Source organism: Coleofasciculus sp. G1-WW12-02, from assembly GCF_040219735.1.
Lineage (GTDB): Bacteria > Cyanobacteriota > Cyanobacteriia > Cyanobacteriales > Coleofasciculaceae > Coleofasciculus.
The window spans coordinates 1-16344 of sequence record NZ_JAVJRX010000097.1 but is presented as its reverse complement, the minus strand read 5'-3'; the positions used below and the strand labels follow the sequence as shown (position 1 = coordinate 16344).

15 protein-coding genes and 1 pseudogene are annotated in these 16344 nt (G+C 46.4%); 9 read left to right on the top strand and 7 right to left on the bottom strand.

What is annotated here, in order from left to right; genetic code table 11:
- Position 1: 1 nt before the first annotated feature.
- Both RID09_RS15555 and RID09_RS15550 read left to right on the top strand, forming a co-directional pair.
- Complete coding sequence (locus RID09_RS15555; protein WP_446336833.1) at positions 2 to 1129, top strand: ABC transporter substrate-binding protein; 1128 nt, start codon at positions 2 to 4, stop codon at positions 1127 to 1129.
- Positions 1130 to 1314: 185 nt separating this feature from the next.
- The gene (locus RID09_RS15550) at positions 1315 to 2604 is read left to right on the top strand and encodes an MFS transporter (RefSeq protein WP_446336832.1); all 1290 of its coding nucleotides are present in this window, start codon (positions 1315 to 1317) and stop codon (positions 2602 to 2604) included.
- Positions 2605 to 2678: 74 nt separating this feature from the next.
- On the opposite strand, the gene RID09_RS15545 is transcribed toward RID09_RS15550, so the two are convergent.
- Positions 2679 to 3614, bottom strand: coding sequence for an SUMF1/EgtB/PvdO family nonheme iron enzyme (locus RID09_RS15545; RefSeq protein ID WP_446336831.1), 936 nt, complete (start codon positions 3612 to 3614; stop codon positions 2679 to 2681).
- 377 nt (positions 3615 to 3991) lie between these two features.
- Positions 3992 to 4396: an IS200/IS605 family transposase gene (gene tnpA, locus RID09_RS15540; protein ID WP_446336830.1), complete on the bottom strand. Its 405-nt coding sequence runs from the start codon at positions 4394 to 4396 to the stop codon at positions 3992 to 3994.
- 113 nt (positions 4397 to 4509) lie between these two features.
- Between tnpA and RID09_RS15535 the strand changes: the two genes are divergently transcribed.
- From RID09_RS15535 to RID09_RS15520, 4 genes are all read left to right on the top strand, one after another.
- Positions 4510 to 5508, top strand: a complete 999-nt coding sequence (locus RID09_RS15535; RefSeq protein ID WP_446336829.1) for an RNA-guided endonuclease InsQ/TnpB family protein — start codon at positions 4510 to 4512, stop codon at positions 5506 to 5508.
- Positions 5505 to 6878, top strand: coding sequence for a GH1 family beta-glucosidase (locus RID09_RS15530; protein WP_446336828.1), 1374 nt, complete (start codon positions 5505 to 5507; stop codon positions 6876 to 6878). The genes RID09_RS15535 and RID09_RS15530 overlap by 4 nt, the downstream gene beginning before the upstream one ends.
- A gap of 170 nt (positions 6879 to 7048) precedes the next feature.
- Positions 7049 to 7621 (top strand): PEP-CTERM sorting domain-containing protein, encoded by a 573-nt coding sequence (locus RID09_RS15525; protein ID WP_446336827.1) that lies wholly within the window; start codon positions 7049 to 7051, stop codon positions 7619 to 7621.
- Positions 7618 to 8325 carry an N-acetylmannosamine-6-phosphate 2-epimerase gene (locus RID09_RS15520; protein ID WP_446336826.1) on the top strand — a complete coding sequence of 236 codons (708 nt, stop codon included), beginning with the start codon at positions 7618 to 7620 and terminating at the stop codon, positions 8323 to 8325. Before RID09_RS15525 ends, RID09_RS15520 begins: the two co-directional genes overlap by 4 nt.
- 587 nt (positions 8326 to 8912) lie before the next feature.
- Here RID09_RS15520 and RID09_RS15515 read toward each other — a convergent pair.
- From RID09_RS15515 to petB, 3 genes are all read right to left on the bottom strand, one after another.
- Positions 8913 to 10064 (bottom strand): glycosyltransferase family 4 protein, encoded by a 1152-nt coding sequence (locus RID09_RS15515; RefSeq protein WP_446336825.1) that lies wholly within the window; start codon positions 10062 to 10064, stop codon positions 8913 to 8915.
- A gap of 184 nt (positions 10065 to 10248) precedes the next feature.
- Positions 10249 to 10731 (bottom strand): cytochrome b6-f complex subunit IV, encoded by a 483-nt coding sequence (petD, locus tag RID09_RS15510; protein WP_006105395.1) that lies wholly within the window; start codon positions 10729 to 10731, stop codon positions 10249 to 10251.
- Positions 10732 to 10787: 56 nt separating this feature from the next.
- Positions 10788 to 11456: a cytochrome b6 gene (gene petB / locus RID09_RS15505; RefSeq protein ID WP_446336824.1), complete on the bottom strand. Its 669-nt coding sequence runs from the start codon at positions 11454 to 11456 to the stop codon at positions 10788 to 10790.
- A 354-nt stretch (positions 11457 to 11810) separates the two neighbouring features.
- Between petB and ctpA the strand changes: the two genes are divergently transcribed.
- Positions 11811 to 13046, top strand: a complete 1236-nt coding sequence (gene ctpA / locus RID09_RS15500) for a carboxyl-terminal processing protease CtpA (RefSeq protein ID WP_446336823.1) — start codon at positions 11811 to 11813, stop codon at positions 13044 to 13046.
- A gap of 143 nt (positions 13047 to 13189) precedes the next feature.
- Here the strand turns inward: ctpA and RID09_RS15495 are convergent, their stop codons facing one another.
- Positions 13190 to 13828: an MBL fold metallo-hydrolase gene (locus RID09_RS15495; protein ID WP_446336822.1), complete on the bottom strand. Its 639-nt coding sequence runs from the start codon at positions 13826 to 13828 to the stop codon at positions 13190 to 13192.
- A gap of 157 nt (positions 13829 to 13985) precedes the next feature.
- Between RID09_RS15495 and RID09_RS15490 the strand changes: the two genes are divergently transcribed.
- Both RID09_RS15490 and RID09_RS15485 read left to right on the top strand, forming a co-directional pair.
- A complete protein-coding gene (locus RID09_RS15490; RefSeq protein WP_446336821.1) occupies positions 13986 to 15290 on the top strand; it encodes a site-2 protease family protein in 1305 nt (434 codons plus the stop codon).
- A gap of 260 nt (positions 15291 to 15550) precedes the next feature.
- Positions 15551 to 16039, top strand: coding sequence for an FHA domain-containing protein (locus RID09_RS15485; RefSeq protein ID WP_446336820.1), 489 nt, complete (start codon positions 15551 to 15553; stop codon positions 16037 to 16039).
- A gap of 117 nt (positions 16040 to 16156) precedes the next feature.
- Here RID09_RS15485 and RID09_RS15480 read toward each other — a convergent pair.
- Positions 16157 to 16344 (bottom strand): annotated as a pseudogene (locus RID09_RS15480) (RNA-guided endonuclease TnpB family protein); the annotation flags it as partial.

The following is a 16344-nucleotide window of genomic DNA, read 5'->3' as shown; positions in this document are numbered from 1 at the left end:
GATGATGAATCGGTTTTGGGTCTTGCTCCGACCTATATTTTCCATCCCCGACGCTTGGTGTTTGAGTCGTATCCTGAAACTCTTTAGTCTCGGACTTGGTGCGGCTTTGCTGGTGGTTGCTTGTAGTACACCCAACAGCCAAATCAGCGATCGCGCTACGGCTAACCTCAATGGTACAAATTGCCGCATGGTTGAGCATGATCTGGGTGAAACTCAGGTTTGCGGTCAACCGAAACAAATAGTGGCGTTAGGTCCCCATATCTTGGACTTACTCCTCTCATTAGATATGCAGCCAGCCGGATATGCGGAAGTTTTTCCCTTCCATGGAGGCGACTCTTTCAATAATCCCAGTGAACAAATTCCCTACTTGGGAAACCGAGTCACCACCCAACCCCTGAATTTGGGGGACAGGAGCAATCCCTCGATAGAAACCCTAACTCGGCTGCAACCTGATCTGATTCTGGGTGAAGCGGGTGGACTACGACAGAACTATGACCTGTTCTCAAAAATTGCGCCCACGTTACTATGGGAACAACGAACTGCTAAAGGAAAGTGGCAGGAAAATCTTCGACAACTTGCACAAGCGCTGGGACTCGAAGAACGAGCAGAAGCCGCGATCGCGGCGTATAATCAGCAGATTGCGGCGGCTCGTGCTGAGTTTGCCCCTGTAGTGGCTAAATATCCCCAAGTCTTGGTGTTGGGAGCGAATCAACTCGTCGATATCATGGTGGTGAATGATAGCAGTTATCTAGGCGAGGTACTAGAAGGGGTGGGGTTTGAATTGGTATCTCCCCCTGCTCAAAATAAGCCTGAGCTAACCACCTCCATTTCTCTGGAAACATTACCCCAACTTGACGATGCCGACCTAATTTTCATCTTAGGGTATGACATGAGTGTGCGTAAGCAACAGCAAAAGGCGACCAATACTGTTCTGAATCGCGTAATTGACCAGCAAACAGCAACAATTCAACCGGAATGGCAAAACAATGCGATCGCCCAATCTCTAAAAGCTAGTCAGGAAGATCGCGTGTTCTTTGTTACCTACTATCTCTGGAATGGATTAAACGGATCAATTGGCGCACAACTTATCCTGGATGAACTGCGTCAGCTACTACTTTCTCCAGGCTAGGTGCTGGGGTAGAGACGTTGCATGCAACGTCTGGGAGCTGGGGGAGCTGGGGTAGAAGATAAGTTACTGTTAATACAGCTAAAAGCCTTGCTATATAAGAGTTTTGGACTGTGCAGCAAACCCTACTGGAGAAATCTCGCATACGTGCTTTTGAAGCGTCTCTACACTAATCACCAATCTCGAAAATGCATACGTTTATTATCATTTGGCTGGGTCAATTTGTCTCAACTATCGGCAGCCAGATGACCTTCTTTGCAATTACGATCTGGGCTTGGGAAAAAACTGGCTCAGCGACAGCCTTAGCGTTGGTGAGTTTCTTTTTCTTCGCACCCAGTATTTTAACCAGCCTCTTAGCTGGCACAATCGTTGATCGGGTTAACCGTAAAGTCTTAATGATATTGAGCGATACGGTTACCGCTTTGGCTACGTTGGCAATTCTACTGATTTACCTGAGCAACACTCTCCAAATCTGGCATCTCTATATAATAGCCGCCGTTATTAGTCCGTTTAATCAAATTCAGCAGCTATCCTATCAAGTCTCAATCACAACCCTTGTCCCCAAGCACCACTACACTCGTGCCAGCAGCATGGGTTCTATTCTCAGTTATGGTTCCAGCATTATCGCCCCAGCGTTGGCAGGAAGTCTGTATCCGATGATTGGTTTAGTGGGTATTGTACTCATCGACCTAGTGACCTTTGCGATCGCGATCGCTACCCTAGCCGTTGTCCCCATTCCCCAACCCAAAACAAGGGTCAGTCCTAATTCTGAGTCATGGCGACAAAAACTTGCCTTTGGCTTCCACTACATCGGAACTCGCCAAAGCTTACTTGCTCTGTTAGCCGTAACTTCTTTGTTTTGGCTGTTCCATGACGTGGGAAATGCGGTGTACAATCCGATGATTTTGGCACGCACCGATGGCAATGCTGTCATTTTAGGTCAGGTTGCCTCAGCCGGTGGCATTGGCGGCGTAACGGGAGCTGTCCTCGTGAGCGTTTGGGGAGGACTGCGCCGCCGGATTCACGGTATCTTACTAGGAATGGTCGGTGCTGGAGCGAGCAAAATACTATTTGGTTTGGGTCAGATGCCGTCAATTTGGATTCCGGCACAATTTTGTTCATCCTTAAATTTTCCCTTATTAGCGAGTTCTAATCAAGCGATCTGGTTTGCCAAGGTTGAGCCTGAAGTGCAGGGTCGTGTTTTTGCCGTTAGTTTTTTCCTGCGGCAGATTGTTTCAGCCACTGGAGCCTTGTTTGCCGGACCCCTTGCCGATCGCGTGCTGGAACCTGCGATGAAACCCGGAGGAATACTTGCCCCTCTATTGGGTCGAATATTTGGCACTGAATCTGGTGCAGGAATAGCCCTACTTTACGTCACTTGTGCGCTGTGTATGATGCTAATTGGTCTGAGTGGCTATGCTTTTCGCCGATTACGGCATGTAGAGGATATTTTACCGGATTGCGATGCATCTACCTGATTTTTTATTTTTGACCTGATCCGAAGGATTACCTGCGTAGCTTACTTCCCCGAAGGGGTGGGAAGGGAGAGAATTCAAAGCCTTCTCAAGAGCAGGAGAGAGGTTTGGAGAGAGGTTTTCCAGATCCCGACCAAAAAGGTATTCTGACAGACTCTTATTGATATTGGGTAAAAATCTGAAAAAAAATCGACCCGCCGCAGGCGGGAAGAGGAAAAAGAAAACAGAGTAATGGGGTATTTACCTAGAAAGAAAGGTTGAACCGTAACCGGATGCTGGGGACTTTCATTGTCCTCATGTCCTTCCTCAGTCTCTGGCGAACCCATCTGGAATGTACCCTCTGGAATCGCTACCATATCCAGAGTTACATCATTACCTAAGCTTTCCCGAAAAAACTCAGCGTCTCCAGTATTTTTTTTAACTATTGTTCCCTGTGCATCAACCGTCACCACATCAAACGAAAACTTAGTGGTGGAAATAGGATCTCCTTTCTTCAGGATAGGGGAAGTAGATGAATTTCGACCAAAGACTTGTATCAACCCAGTCATACCTAAACCCGTACCTGTCCACCCCGCAAACTGAAGCAAACGTCGTCGGGTTAAAATCAAGGGTTGTTTCCGAGGATTGGTTGGATTAGGCTGATTGGGAACAGAGATAGGGGATTGAGGCGGAAGCGGAGTCTCTGGAACTGTAGAAGCAAGCATCTGCGGTGTTGGTCGAGGAGTCCTTCTTGGAACAGTTCTGGATGGCTTAGGTGCAGATGGAAGTGGTAGCAACTCCAACCACGCCTCCATGGATTGAGGGCGATCTTTCGCTTCTAATGCCATTCCCGATAAAATAGCCTGGTTCGTGGCATCACTTAAACCAGAAATAAGCTGTTGCGGAGGTATTAATTCGGCATCATCTAATTTCCGAGTAAAGGAATCCATCGGACGTTGACCTGTCACCACATAATATAAGGACGCCGCTAAGGTATACACATCAACCGTAATCTTACGACTTCCCCGCACCATCTGTTCATAGGGAGCAAATGCACTGATGATGGACTTTGTAGGTGATTCCGAATCCGCCCTCTCCCAGGACATCATCCACCACAAAGGGGCGACTTTTCAACTGGTGTCCCGGCGTCCATGCCATAGGTCCTTTATTCCTCTCCTAATACCATTGCCAATTGTGGCGTCAATTTTCCCTGGTAAATATCTCAAATTATAACCGTTTGGTAGTAGGGGTTTGGTTTCCAAACCCCTACTCGTCATGTGATGCCAGTTTATCTGCAATCATAGGCATGGGGTCAACATTTAAATTCATAAAAATTCCTCCGTTGCGGGAAACCCCGTGTATGCGAGACCGGGGAGGAACGCACGGTAGTGGCTTTAGCCGCCTATTGTCCTTAGGTATGGTGTGGGTCGTTGATGTATCTTTGAATGGTTGCTGCACTAACGTTACCTGCGGTTGAGAAAAAGTAGCTGTTTGTCCACAAAGAAGGGAGTTTCTTGAGTTCGGGAAACTCCTTTCTAAGATAGTTGGCACTCCGTCCTTTAAAAGCTCTCGCTACCTGATATATTGCATCTGTCGGATGGATCTCAACAAACAGATGAATATGGTCTGGCGCAACTTCGAGCGCTCTGATGTGCCAACCTTTTTCTGTAGCCAACTCGCTGAATATCTCAAAAATCCTATCACGAATCCTGCCTATCAGCACTTTTTTGCGTCGTTTGGGCAGCCAGACTAAGTGGACTACACACAAGCCGATAGCATGATTGTAATGTCTGTACTCGTATGATTTTTTTCTCATTTGTGTGTCTCCGGATTGACAGTTGATCCGACTGTAGATTAAAATATAGCAAACAACACGAATCACTCGTCAAGGTAATGGCTAAAAGCAAAAAGCCTAGGGGAGTACAGCAAATGCTACTACATCCCGACAAAGAAACGGAAGCAATTCTAGAGTACCTGTGCGAACAGTCAGGAAAACTCTACAACATATTCTCATTAGGATTAGCGGTTAGACGTTGGTTTGGAATTGATAGCTTCAGGCTACCCGCCCCAAGCAATCTTAATATTACTAAAGTCAAAGAATGGACTATTCTACCCAAAAACGGCGTATTCTATTTAGAGGCTTCTTACGAAGTACCTAAGCAGGAAACATTCGTAGGGATTGACGACCAGGCGTTAGCTATTGATCTAGGCACAGCAGACAATCTAGCAGCTTGTGTTGACACCTTGGGCAACTCCTTCCTGATTGATGCCCGTACCATGAAAGCCTTTAATCAGTATTGGAATAAGCAGGTATCAACCAGAAAGGAAGGAAAGCCGCAAGGATACTGGGATGCCTTTCTTGACCGAGTAACCCGCAAGCGCAATCACCGCATGAGAGATGGTATTAACAAAGCCGCAAGGCTAATTATCAACCATTGTCTCAAATACGGCATAAGCACGATTGTTCTGGGGTGGAACGAAGGGTTTAAGGACAACGCCAATATGGGTAGGTTGAACAATCAGAAATTCGTTCAAATACCCTTGGGTAAGTTTAAAGACCGATTGCAGCAATTGTGTGAAATTTACGGTATCCACTTAGAAATCACAGAAGAAGCCTACACAAGTAGATCCAGCTACCTTGATGGAGACTCCCTGCCTAAATTTGGTGAAAAGCCAGACGGCTGGAAAGCATCAGGAAGACGGATAAAGCGTGGCTTGTATCGTAGTAGCGATGGTTCGATTGTAAATGCCGATTTAAACGGCAGTGCCAATATCTTGAGAAAAGTAGCCAGAAAGTTAGGCATTGACCTAAACCGACTGGGTAGACGGTGTTTGACGACCGTAGCGAGAGTCAGATTGTGGACATTGCCGCAGCCTACTCTGTCAGCAGAATCCCCGTGTATGCGAGACCGGGGAGTGTCAACATGACCAGTTACCAATTTCCAGAGGCGTTCTGGTGGGGAAGCGCCACGGCTTCCTATCAAATCGAAGGTGCCGTAAACGAAGGTGGGCGTAAACCGAGTGTCTGGGATACGTTTAGCGCTACCCCCGGACGTACCTTTAATGGTGATACGGGTGCTATTGCTTGTGACCATTATCATCGATATGAACACGATATAGACTTAATGGCACAACTGGGTATTAAGCACTATCGGTTTAGTATCGCCTGGTCACGAATTATTCCCGATGGTCGTGGTACGGTTAATGAACAAGGGATTGATTTTTATAAGCGTTTGGTGGATTGCTTGCGGGATAAGGGGATTACTCCCCACGCTACCTTGTTTCACTGGGACTCCCCCCAGGCGTTAGAAGATGCCTATGGTTCCTGGCAAAGTCGGCAAATGGCAATCGATTATGCTGACTATGTTACCGCCGTTGTCAGTCGATTAGGCGATCGCATTACTCATTGGATGACGCTGAATGAAATACCCTGCTTTACTCACTGGGGTTATGGGGTTGATTCTGATCCGCCTAATGCACCGGGCACTCGGGTGAGTTCTCTCAAACAAGTGTGGCAAACCTCGCATCATGCCCTTTTAGCCCATGGTTTAGGATGTCAAGCCATTCGCGCCGCATCACCTGTTCCCTGTTCGGTTAGTTTAGTGGATAATTTTGCGGTAACAGTACCAATTAACGAATCTCCTGATCATATAGAGGCGACAAAAAAGGCATTTCATACTGTTGGAAAAAATGGCGGGATTATTTTTCCTGCGTTGACGGGACAGTATAGTCCGGCGTTGTTGGAAAAGTTAGGAGAGAATGCACCCGATATTCAGAATGGAGACTTAGAAACTATTCATCAACCCTTAGATTTTCTGGGATTTAACATCTACTCCGGTGATTATGTTCGCGCTGTTGATAATACGTTAGGATACGAAGTCATCGATTTTCCCGAACGTTATCCGAAACTGAATATGCCCTGGCTCAATATTTCACCGGATTGTATTTATTGGGGCATTCGCCATATTAGTGAAACTGTGGGGCGTCCAGATTTACCCATTGTAATTACCGAAAACGGTTGTGCTGTTGCGGATGATTTAAATAGCCAGGGGGAAGTTATCGATATTGATCGCATTCTTTACCTGCGCCAACATCTGCGATCAGCTCATCGCGCTATTGCTGAAGGGTATCCCCTAAACGGATATTTTCTCTGGAGTTTGATGGATAACTTTGAATGGTCTTATGGCTATGATCGTCGATTTGGATTGATTTATATCGATTATCCCACTCAGAACCGGATTCCTAAAGCCAGCTTTGATTGGTATCGAGAATGTATTAGAACGAATCGAGTGGTGTAGATTTCTAGTCTCCATTAGACATTTTATCGCCCCTTGTGGGTCTGGAAAGCCTCTGTGATCCCAAGTCCGCTTGTTAATCTCCCTTTATCTCTTGATAGTTGAATGGAGATTTTGAGTTGTGTGGTTTCTTATGCCAGACTATAATATCCACAATGCCACTAAAGACTATCATGAAAAATATAGCTATACTAGCCACCACAATCCTCGCTGCCACATCTGGCACAGTTATCGGGACTATGCAATCTGCCTTGGCTTTAACTTGGAACTGGAATTATTCGGGTAATGGGATAACAGCAAGCGGAACTTTCCTCACGAATAACACCCCGGACGAGTTAGGTTTTTACCTGATTTCTGAAATTGCGGGTACGCGAAATGGAGAAACAATTACTGGTTTGCAACCTGCTGGAACGGCAATACCAGGAAACGAACCCTTCCACGTTGACAATTTAATTCGTTTAAATACTCCTCAGTTAACAGGTGATGGTTTTGGGTATGTTACATCAGAGGGAAACTATATTAGTCCATTTTTTGCTAGTTTTTTACCTACACCCAGTTATTTAGAAGTTTTTTCGGCACCACCACTCACACCAGGGTTTGAAAATTTAGGGGCGGAAGATAGTGAGTTACCTATTCGTTTTTCTGCCACCCCAATTGCTGTCCCCGAACCAACCTCTATTCTAGGCTTACTCGCTCTCGGTACTCTCGGTGTTAGTTCTCTATTAAATAAGACAAAAGCGGGATGACAGCCAATTCTCAGAACTTAATTTCAGTGTTACGTCACGGTTTGATCGTCTCTTGTCAAGCCCCCGTTGACTCGCCTCTCCATGATCCATTGGTAATTGCGGCTATGGCACAAGCCTCTGTGAATCAGGGTGCTGTTGGTGTGCGAATTGATACCCCTGCCCATATTCAAGCGGTGCGGAAGCAATGTCCGACAACACCGATTATTGGGTTGTGGAAACAGCAGATACCCGGATCTGAGGTTTACATTACGCCTCAATTTAATCATGCCCATGCGATCGCGTCAGCCGGGGCTGATATTATTGCGATTGATGCTACGTTACGACAACGCCCTGGCGGGGAAACCCTCTCTGAATTAATTACCCGAATTCACGAGGAACTAGGGAAACCAGTTATGGCGGATATCGATACGATTGAAAATGCTATCACCGCCGTGAACGCTGGGGCTGATGTTGTCGGAACAACTCTTTATGGTTACACCGCCTCAACCCAACATCTCCAACCACCAGGATTTGAACTTTTGTCCCAAATCGTCGAACAGTTAGACGTGCCAACCATCTGTGAAGGCGGGATTGCCTCGCCCCAGATGGCACAACAAGCCCTCCAGTTAGGCGCTGATGCTGTGGTGGTGGGAACGGCGATTACGGGAATTGATTGGCAAGTTCAAGCCTATCAAAAGGCGATGAGGGATGGTTATGAATTATGAATAATTCATTTGCATTTCCTATTTTCGCCGATTTACGGTAAAATGAAGGGTTTATTTCGGGTATTTCTATTGCCCATGCGATCGCGAAAGTGACAAAATGTAAACAGAGCGGTAGTCCGCGACTAGGGGTATTCGGGTTAAGGTGCGAAACATTCCCAGGTTCAGCTAAGGGTGGTGGCGATTGGCACACAGACTTGCGATCGCTAAACTAGGCGTTGACCAAGATTGTAAAGAATTGCAACTAACGCGCATAACCTCTAGCCAAGTGGACGTATGAAATAGTGGAGGTGATGGTTATGCTGACATTCTTGATTTTGATTGCCTACCTTACAGGTTCTGCAATTTTCCTTGATGTTTTGTTTAAAGAAGAATTAGAGCAGTTTTAAGCAGGTAGATGCGGCAGGTAATTTTTCCTAATTAGATAGTGGGTTGTTCGAGTTTAGTGCAGCTTTTCCGAGACCTTGGTTAAGTTATAAAAACAGTCAGGAATGACACCTTGGTATCTCTCATGACCCATAATATAAGACGGCGGCGGGGTAGTTTGTCTTTCATTCAAGAAACGGGCTTCCCTGCTGCCTTTTTAGGGTTTATTTAGGTAAATTATATAAGAGTTGTTTAAACTGTTCCTGAAAAGCATCTCGGCTAAATTGAGCCAGACATTGTTCTCGCAACCACTCCGCATCACAGCGCTGATCATCTCCTTTAAGGATTTCAATACATGCAGTAGCTACCGCTTCGGGATCACGGTGGGGTACTCGCCAGCCTAAACGTCCATCTTGTAAGGGATCAGCCGATCCATCGGCGTCCCCAGCTAATACAGGTTTACCACATGCCATGGCTTCTAGATAGACGATACCAAAGCCTTCTTGAGATGGCATGATATAAGCATCAGCTACGCGGTAATGTTCCACTAAGTCACTGGTGGGAACGAACCCAGCAAAAACGACGCGATCGCGAACACCAAGATCTTGAGTGAGTTGTGCTAATCTAGGCTGATCATCACCGCGCCCAATGACTAAATATTTCACCTCTGGGAAAACCGCAGCAATTTTTGGGAGGGCGCGAATCGTTACATCCACTCCCTTATAAATATCCCCTGACCATAGACGTGCTACAGTCATTAATACTTTAACCCCTGCCAAATCATATCGCTTAATTAACTCTGGAGACTTGTCACCAGGGGTAAAGACATCACCATCCACCATACAAGGTAAAATCTTTACCTGATGGGGATCTAAGTCATTCGCCGCACAAGCGCGATCGCGACTGTAGCGACTAATTGTCCAAATTTGAGCCGCACCAGCTAACGCCCGACGTTGGCAAGTGGGTAATGGCTGCCAAACTTCCTTTCCATAAGTCAAAACGGTATAAGGAATACCCAATGGCTGACAAAGAAACTGAATCAGAGGGGCTAAGTTAATATGACCGCAGAAGACATGCTTTGGGCGTTTTTGCCACAAACAAAGCCAAAGCGCTGCGGCTAACCTGAGACGCCCTAACATCGGCGGTTTAGTCTTCAGGTAATGAAATTTTAGACAGGGAACATCAAAAGGGTTGTCACATCCTGGGCTATCCCGGAGTAAAAATACCTCAGCGCCTATCTCGGTTTCAGTGTGAGCCTGAATTGATATATAAGCTTGTAATATATTTTTGACGTAAGATTGAATACCGCCTTCAATCGCAAAAATCTCTAGAAAAACAAATAAATGATGAGTTGGGGTATTATTTAGACTCGTCAATTTTTTCTTTTCCCCCGACTTACTAACGCCGTATGTTTAAATTATTCCTAACCCCAATACTACTCGAATAAGTTCTATTTGCCTGTTCGCTATTCCCTGGACATAATATAACACCTGTCATTGCCTTAGCTTGAAAGATAAACTAAGACAGCGACAGGTGTTGAGTTCAAAGAACTTGAACCGTTTAGAACAGACCCAAAGTAAACGACTTATCAATGGGGAACGTTGCGCCAATACCCATCCACAGAGTAACCAGGGTACCAATCATAAAGACAGTGGTTGCCACTGGACGGCGGAAGGGGTTTTGAAATTTGTTGACGTTTTCGATAAAGGGAACCAGGATTAGACCGAGTGGAATGGCTCCCGTCAACGCAATCCCTAAGAGTTTATTGGGAACAACGCGCAGAATTTGGAATGAGGGATAGAGATACCATTCCGGTAGGATTTCTAGGGGAGTAGCAAACGGATCAGAGGGTTCGCCAACCATAGCTGGATCGAGGACAGCTAGAGCAACGCACAGAGCGATTGTCCCCATAATCACGATTGGGAAGGTGTAGAGCAGGTCATTGGGCCAAGCGGGTTCACCGTAGTAGTTGTGACCCATGCCTTGGGCGAGTTTTTCGCGTAATTTGGGATCGCTGAGATCCGGCTTTTTCAGAATTGACATGATTTTAAATGTCCTTAATCAACAAAGAGTAGCACGTCTTTGCCAGGAATCGCAGTTTAGAGGGGACCGGAGATACCCTGCTTGCGAATCATGATAAAGTGCAGCAGCATGAAGACGGCAATTAGCCAAGGAAGAACAAAGGTGTGCAGGCTGTAGAAGCGAGTCAAGGTAGCTTGACCAACACTTTGACTGCCACGAATGAGTTCAACGATTAAGGAACCAACTACAGGAATCGCGTCAGGAACACCGGAGACGATCTTGACCGCCCAGTAACCCACTTGATCCCAAGGTAGGGAGTACCCTGTCACGCCAAAGGAGACGGTAATGACTGCCAAAATTACGCCTGTTACCCAGGTTAATTCCCGTGGCTTTTTGAATCCGCCCGTCAGATAAACCCGGAAAACGTGCAAAATCATCATTAGTACCATCATACTGGCAGACCAGCGATGGACGGAACGGATCAGCCAACCGAAGTTGACGTCAGTCATGATGTACTGTACAGACGCAAATGCCTCAGTGACAGTCGGTCTGTAGTAGAAGGTCATGGCAAATCCAGTGGCGAACTGGATAATAAAGCAAACGAGAGTAATTCCACCGAGACAGTAGAAGATATTAACGTGGGGAGGAACGTACTTTGATGTTACGTCTTCAGCTAATGCCTGAATTTCTAGACGCTCCTCGAACCAGTTAAAAGCTTTTGATTCAGTTACCTGCTTAGAAAACATGAAGCCAGAATTTTTAGAAGGATATTGCTGTTTGAGTGTGAGCTAATCCTGGATAGGGTTTAATCTACCAGGAAATGAGATAGCTCTGGGGCTAGTGTGTTTAATACCGCTGGGGCGGTATCTCGATCAACGTATCGGGAACGCTGACCGGATTTGAAATTGCTCTATGAGAAATGTAACATAACTTGACAAGAGTCGTTGTCTTAACCCCGTCAGAAGACCCTGCTTTTACAAGGCGTTGAACGATGAAAGAAGAATCCCTCGCTTGAGCGCGATGGGAGTTGTCAATTTCCCAGACTTTGCCACACTAGATAAATGAGAGCATCAAAGCCTACCGTTAATTTTTATTGAGTTATGCCAAAACGATCATTCTGGGTTGGACTCATAATCCTTTGCCAAATTGTCCTGTTATGGGTAGGGTGGACTCCCTCAGCCTCAGCATCGACTCAAGAACAACAGCTATTTTCCGAAGCGTGGCGGATTGTCTCGCAAGCGTATGTGGATGACTCCTTTAACCAGCAAAACTGGTGGCTAGTGCGCCAGAATACCCTTAAGAAAGGTTTAGATAACCGCGACGCCACCTACAAGGCGATTCAGAACATGTTAGCCACCCTAGAGGACCCCTACACGCGCCTGCTTAAACCTAGTCAATATCGCAGTCTCAAGGTGAATACATCGGGTGAACTTTCGGGTGTGGGGTTACAAATTGCCCTGGATGATGAAACCGGTCAATTAGCCGTCGTCGCGCCCATCGCTGGCTCACCTGCTGATCAAGCCGGAATTCAACCGCGCGATCGCATCGTGGCAATTGATGGCGAAACCACAGACACCTTAACCCTTGACGAAGCCGCCGCCCGGATGCGTGGACCTGTTGGCACAAGTGTAACCCTCTCAATTCAAAGTAAGGACGAGCAACCTAGGGTGATTGAACTCGTGCGCGATCGCATTGCCCTCAATCCAGTTTATGCCGCACTCGATTCTGAATCCAATATCCCAATTGGCTACATTCGCTTAACCCAATTCAGTGCCAATGCGCCCACGGAAGTCGCCAACGCCATTAACCAACTCGAACAAGAGGGAGCAAATGCTTACATTCTAGACCTGCGGAATAATCCAGGAGGTTTACTGCAGGCGGGTTTAGAAATTGCTCGTCTCTGGATTGATCGAGGCACTATTGTCTATACCGTTAATCGCAATGGCATGATGGGCAATTTTGATGCCTACGGACAAGCACTCACAGAAGCCCCCTTAGTTGTATTAGTCAACCAGGGAAGTGCCAGCGCCAGTGAAATTTTAGCTGGCGCACTTCAAGATAATGGCAGAGCGAAACTTGTCGGGGAAAGAACCTTTGGTAAAGGTTTAATTCAGTCCTTATTTGACTTATCCGACGGATCAGGTTTAGCCGTAACCGTTGCTAAGTATGAGACTCCCAATCATCGAGATATCAACAAGTTAGGGATTACGCCCGATTGGGAAGTTTCTCTCGATTCAATTCCTGTAACTCGTGCTGGTACAGCCTCAGATCGACAATATCAGGCAGCAGTAGAGTTGTTAACGGGTAATTCTGTCTTAGCCGCTAAAGCCGCATGACAAAAGCGGAGGTGCAGGGGAGATGGGGAAGATGGAGTACAGCCGATTCTCTCCGGGGCGGGTTTTACCCCTAACGTTTTGGCACAAACCAATAACTGAACTAAACCCGCCCTTGTTCGGATTCAGGGGAAGCAAAAATTAAATTAGAACTGATCCGAGCCGTCAATTTGAGACAGCCGTTTATAAGCCTGATCAATCACGCCTTTCCCCCGCAGCGCCCCGGTGTTTGCCCCAGGACAAATATAACTCAAGGTTTCTGGCGTGAAGCAATCCAGAAGAGACTGGAGGCTGCGAAGTTGTCGTTGCCAGTGAAATGTTTTTGACAGTCGCAACGGTACAGGTTCTCCGTCTTGGTTCGGTAGCAAATGGCGTCCAGAAAATAAAACGCCCCCTTCCTGGTTGTAGTAAAGGCAAGCTGAACCCGGAGAATGACCTGGTGTCCAGATAGCCGTACAGTGATCAGAAATTGCCAACTCTTGCTCAAAGGAGGTAGCTTGGGCGCTAGGGAGTAGGTAGGCTTCTTGTTCTTGAATCACCAGGTTACAGCCAAAAGCGTCCTGAATCTCTTGGGCTTTGCCAATACCGCCCCGATGGGTAATGAACAGACAGGAGACACCTCCGTGATCCCGCAAAAATTGGTGAGTCCCATCATTCCAAACCGGACAATCAATCAACACCCCAGCCCCATTCTCTACAATGAAATAAGCTGTACCTCCTAAGGTGTCGCGATTGGGTGGAAATGCGAAAATATGATTAAGGACTGGGCGTGGGGATTTGAACACAGTAGCTTATAGATTTAGCGACGAGCTGGGACGAAAAACACGATGATCCGTTTGAGACAAATCAGGTTGCACAATGCATGTTGGTCTGTAATCATTAGCCACTCGGACTAATCTTGGTCAAGATTTTGCTTTTATCACGAATGGGTATCTGTACATCATGGAACTCTGGTTACTCCTAATTTTACTTGTTTTCATTGCCTACTTTATTGGCAGGTACTCGGTTACCAGGATGAACCGGATGCCGACACCCCCTGAAAACTCAGCGACTGGATCAACGGTTTCCCAGGCGGCTGAAAAGTTAGGGCTGCGTCCAATAACCAAACAGGAAGAAACTGAACTGCGAAATTGCTTTCCTTGGGGCGTCTACTATCTCCAAAATTTGGAGTATCGTCCCCAAGCCGTCTTATGTCGGGGTAAGCTTCGCACCAATCCTGATGCTGCCTATAAAACGGTGCGGAATAATGTTGAGGCAGAATTTGGCGATCGCTTCTTTGTGATTTTTCAGGAAAGCTTCAGTGGAAAACCGTTCTTTGCCCTGGTTCCCAACCCCTACGCCCAGTCGAGAGGGAAACGGTTGAATGATGAGTTAACCCGACCCGGTTTAGCGTTAGCTCTGGTGGTCATTACTTTATTTACCACAACAGTGGTGGGCGCTACCCAAATTGCTGGACTTTCTCCGGAACAAGTACAATCTAACCCAGAGGCATTACTCAAAGGATTGCCCTATGCCTTAGCCCTGATGGCAATTTTAGGGGTTCACGAACTGGGTCATTACCTCGTCGCCCTGTATTACAAAATGCGGACGACTCTCCCCTACTTTATCCCTATACCCTTTTTCTTAGGCACTTTTGGCGCGTTTATCCAGATGCGATCGCCTGTACCTAATCGCAAAGCCTTATTTGATGTCGGTATTGCAGGTCCGGTGGCGGGATTACTGGTTGCCCTTCCTCTTCTATTCTGGGGGTTAGCCCATTCTAGTCCGGTTCCTTTGACAGAAGAATCGGGATTGGTGAATATCCAATCCTTAGATCCGCGTTTTTCCTTATTGCTGTCACTCATCAGCAAATTGGCGTTAGGGAGTCAATTTATGCCAGACACAGCGATCAACCTGCATCCAGTCGCCGTTGCTGGGTATATTGGATTAATCGTCACAGCGTTTAATTTAATGCCCGTCGGTCAACTGGATGGTGGTCATATTATCCACGCTATGTTTGGACAGAGAACAGGTGCAGCCATTGGTCAACTGAGCCGATTATTAGTTTTGGTTCTGGCATTTTTGCAACCCGATTTGCTCCTGTGGGCGATTATATTAATCTTGCTGCCCGTTGTCGATGAACCCGCCTTGAACGATGTTTCAGAATTGGATAACTGGCGAGATTTTGCCGGATTGCTAGCACTGACTATCCTAGTGAGTATTCTCTTACCGGTTCCTGGAACCCTTTCTCAATGGTTAAATTTTTAAGCGTCGCCACTCCTCTAACTCCCGATATAGCATGAGAAAAACACAGTCTTATTGGTTCTGTCTTCTAGAGCTTTCTCCGGAAAAGCCTAGTACAGGGTTGTTTCTCATGCTAACCCGCTAAAATATCTCTTGTCTGCTTTGTCTGCTTTGTCTGCTTTGTGCCGAAGAGTGCGATCGCCTAATGGTTAAACTAGATTAAACCCGTGTGGGTTATTCGCTTGTCGTTTTTACCGCCTTCGGTAAACCCAAGGATTAAAAAAATGTCTCAAACTGAAACTTCTCAATTCCATCAACCTCAAACCAACAGCACACCCACTGACGTAGAACAGTCTTCACAGGCAACAGATGCTCAAGAAAGGCATCTATTGCTGGTGGAAGATGATAAAGGACGCCGAGTCTTTAATCTAGAAGCACAAGTCTATTCAATTGGTCGAGATCCTAGCTGCGATATCCGCCTGTTCTCCATGTTTGTCTCTCGCCAACATGCAACGTTACGACGGATGGCACTCGATAATGGTTCATACCGTTACCAAATTGCCGATGGGAACCTTCAAGGTCAACCTAGCACCAATAAAATCCTGATTAATGGTCGCAAAATTAGTACTTATGAACTTAAAGATGGCGATCAAGTCGTGTTTGGCGCAGGCGTGAGTGGGAAATACTACCGACTTAAGCCCGAAGACCAAAAAAGTGGTCCCCTCGACCCGTTTGATATTACTCTAATTGACCCCAGCATGTTAGACGACTAAAATCTTACAAAGTTTACATGGGGTTATAGGTTGGTCGTCATTGGTCATTGATTATTGGTGGCTAAGGAATACTTGTGATCAGAATTGACCTCTCCTCGGCATAAATGACCGAGGATTCTAAAAGGATACTTCGGGACGGGTTAAAACACCGTTTTCTTTGATCATCCAGATAAATAATCTAGATGGCGCAGTCAATGACGCCCTACAGACCTTGGCTAAGTTTAATCTTAGCTGTGTCTCTACTTTCCTTAAAATGTTTGCTGCCCCGTTCCCATCGGCGTTAAGGATATATCCGGCGGCAGTTT

What these genes read in the sequence shown, in the direction of transcription:
- RID09_RS15485 (WP_446336820.1), top strand. Translation starts at nt 15,551, where the DNA reads ATGTCTCAAACTGAAACTTCTCAATTCCATCAACCTCAAACCAACAGC.
- RID09_RS15525 (WP_446336827.1), top strand. Translation starts at nt 7,049, where the DNA reads ATGAAAAATATAGCTATACTAGCCACCACAATCCTCGCTGCCACATCT.
- RID09_RS15555 (WP_446336833.1), top strand. Translation starts at nt 2, where the DNA reads ATGATGAATCGGTTTTGGGTCTTGCTCCGACCTATATTTTCCATCCCC.
- RID09_RS15545 (WP_446336831.1), bottom strand. Translation starts at nt 3,614, where the DNA reads ATGGTGCGGGGAAGTCGTAAGATTACGGTTGATGTGTATACCTTAGCG.
- RID09_RS15530 (WP_446336828.1), top strand. Translation starts at nt 5,505, where the DNA reads ATGACCAGTTACCAATTTCCAGAGGCGTTCTGGTGGGGAAGCGCCACG.
- RID09_RS15520 (WP_446336826.1), top strand. Translation starts at nt 7,618, where the DNA reads ATGACAGCCAATTCTCAGAACTTAATTTCAGTGTTACGTCACGGTTTG.
- RID09_RS15535 (WP_446336829.1), top strand. Translation starts at nt 4,510, where the DNA reads ATGCTACTACATCCCGACAAAGAAACGGAAGCAATTCTAGAGTACCTG.
- petD (WP_006105395.1), bottom strand. Translation starts at nt 10,731, where the DNA reads ATGTCAATTCTGAAAAAGCCGGATCTCAGCGATCCCAAATTACGCGAA.
- ctpA (WP_446336823.1), top strand. Translation starts at nt 11,811, where the DNA reads ATGCCAAAACGATCATTCTGGGTTGGACTCATAATCCTTTGCCAAATT.
- petB (WP_446336824.1), bottom strand. Translation starts at nt 11,456, where the DNA reads ATGTTTTCTAAGCAGGTAACTGAATCAAAAGCTTTTAACTGGTTCGAG.
- tnpA (WP_446336830.1), bottom strand. Translation starts at nt 4,396, where the DNA reads ATGAGAAAAAAATCATACGAGTACAGACATTACAATCATGCTATCGGC.
- RID09_RS15490 (WP_446336821.1), top strand. Translation starts at nt 13,986, where the DNA reads ATGGAACTCTGGTTACTCCTAATTTTACTTGTTTTCATTGCCTACTTT.
- RID09_RS15550 (WP_446336832.1), top strand. Translation starts at nt 1,315, where the DNA reads ATGCATACGTTTATTATCATTTGGCTGGGTCAATTTGTCTCAACTATC.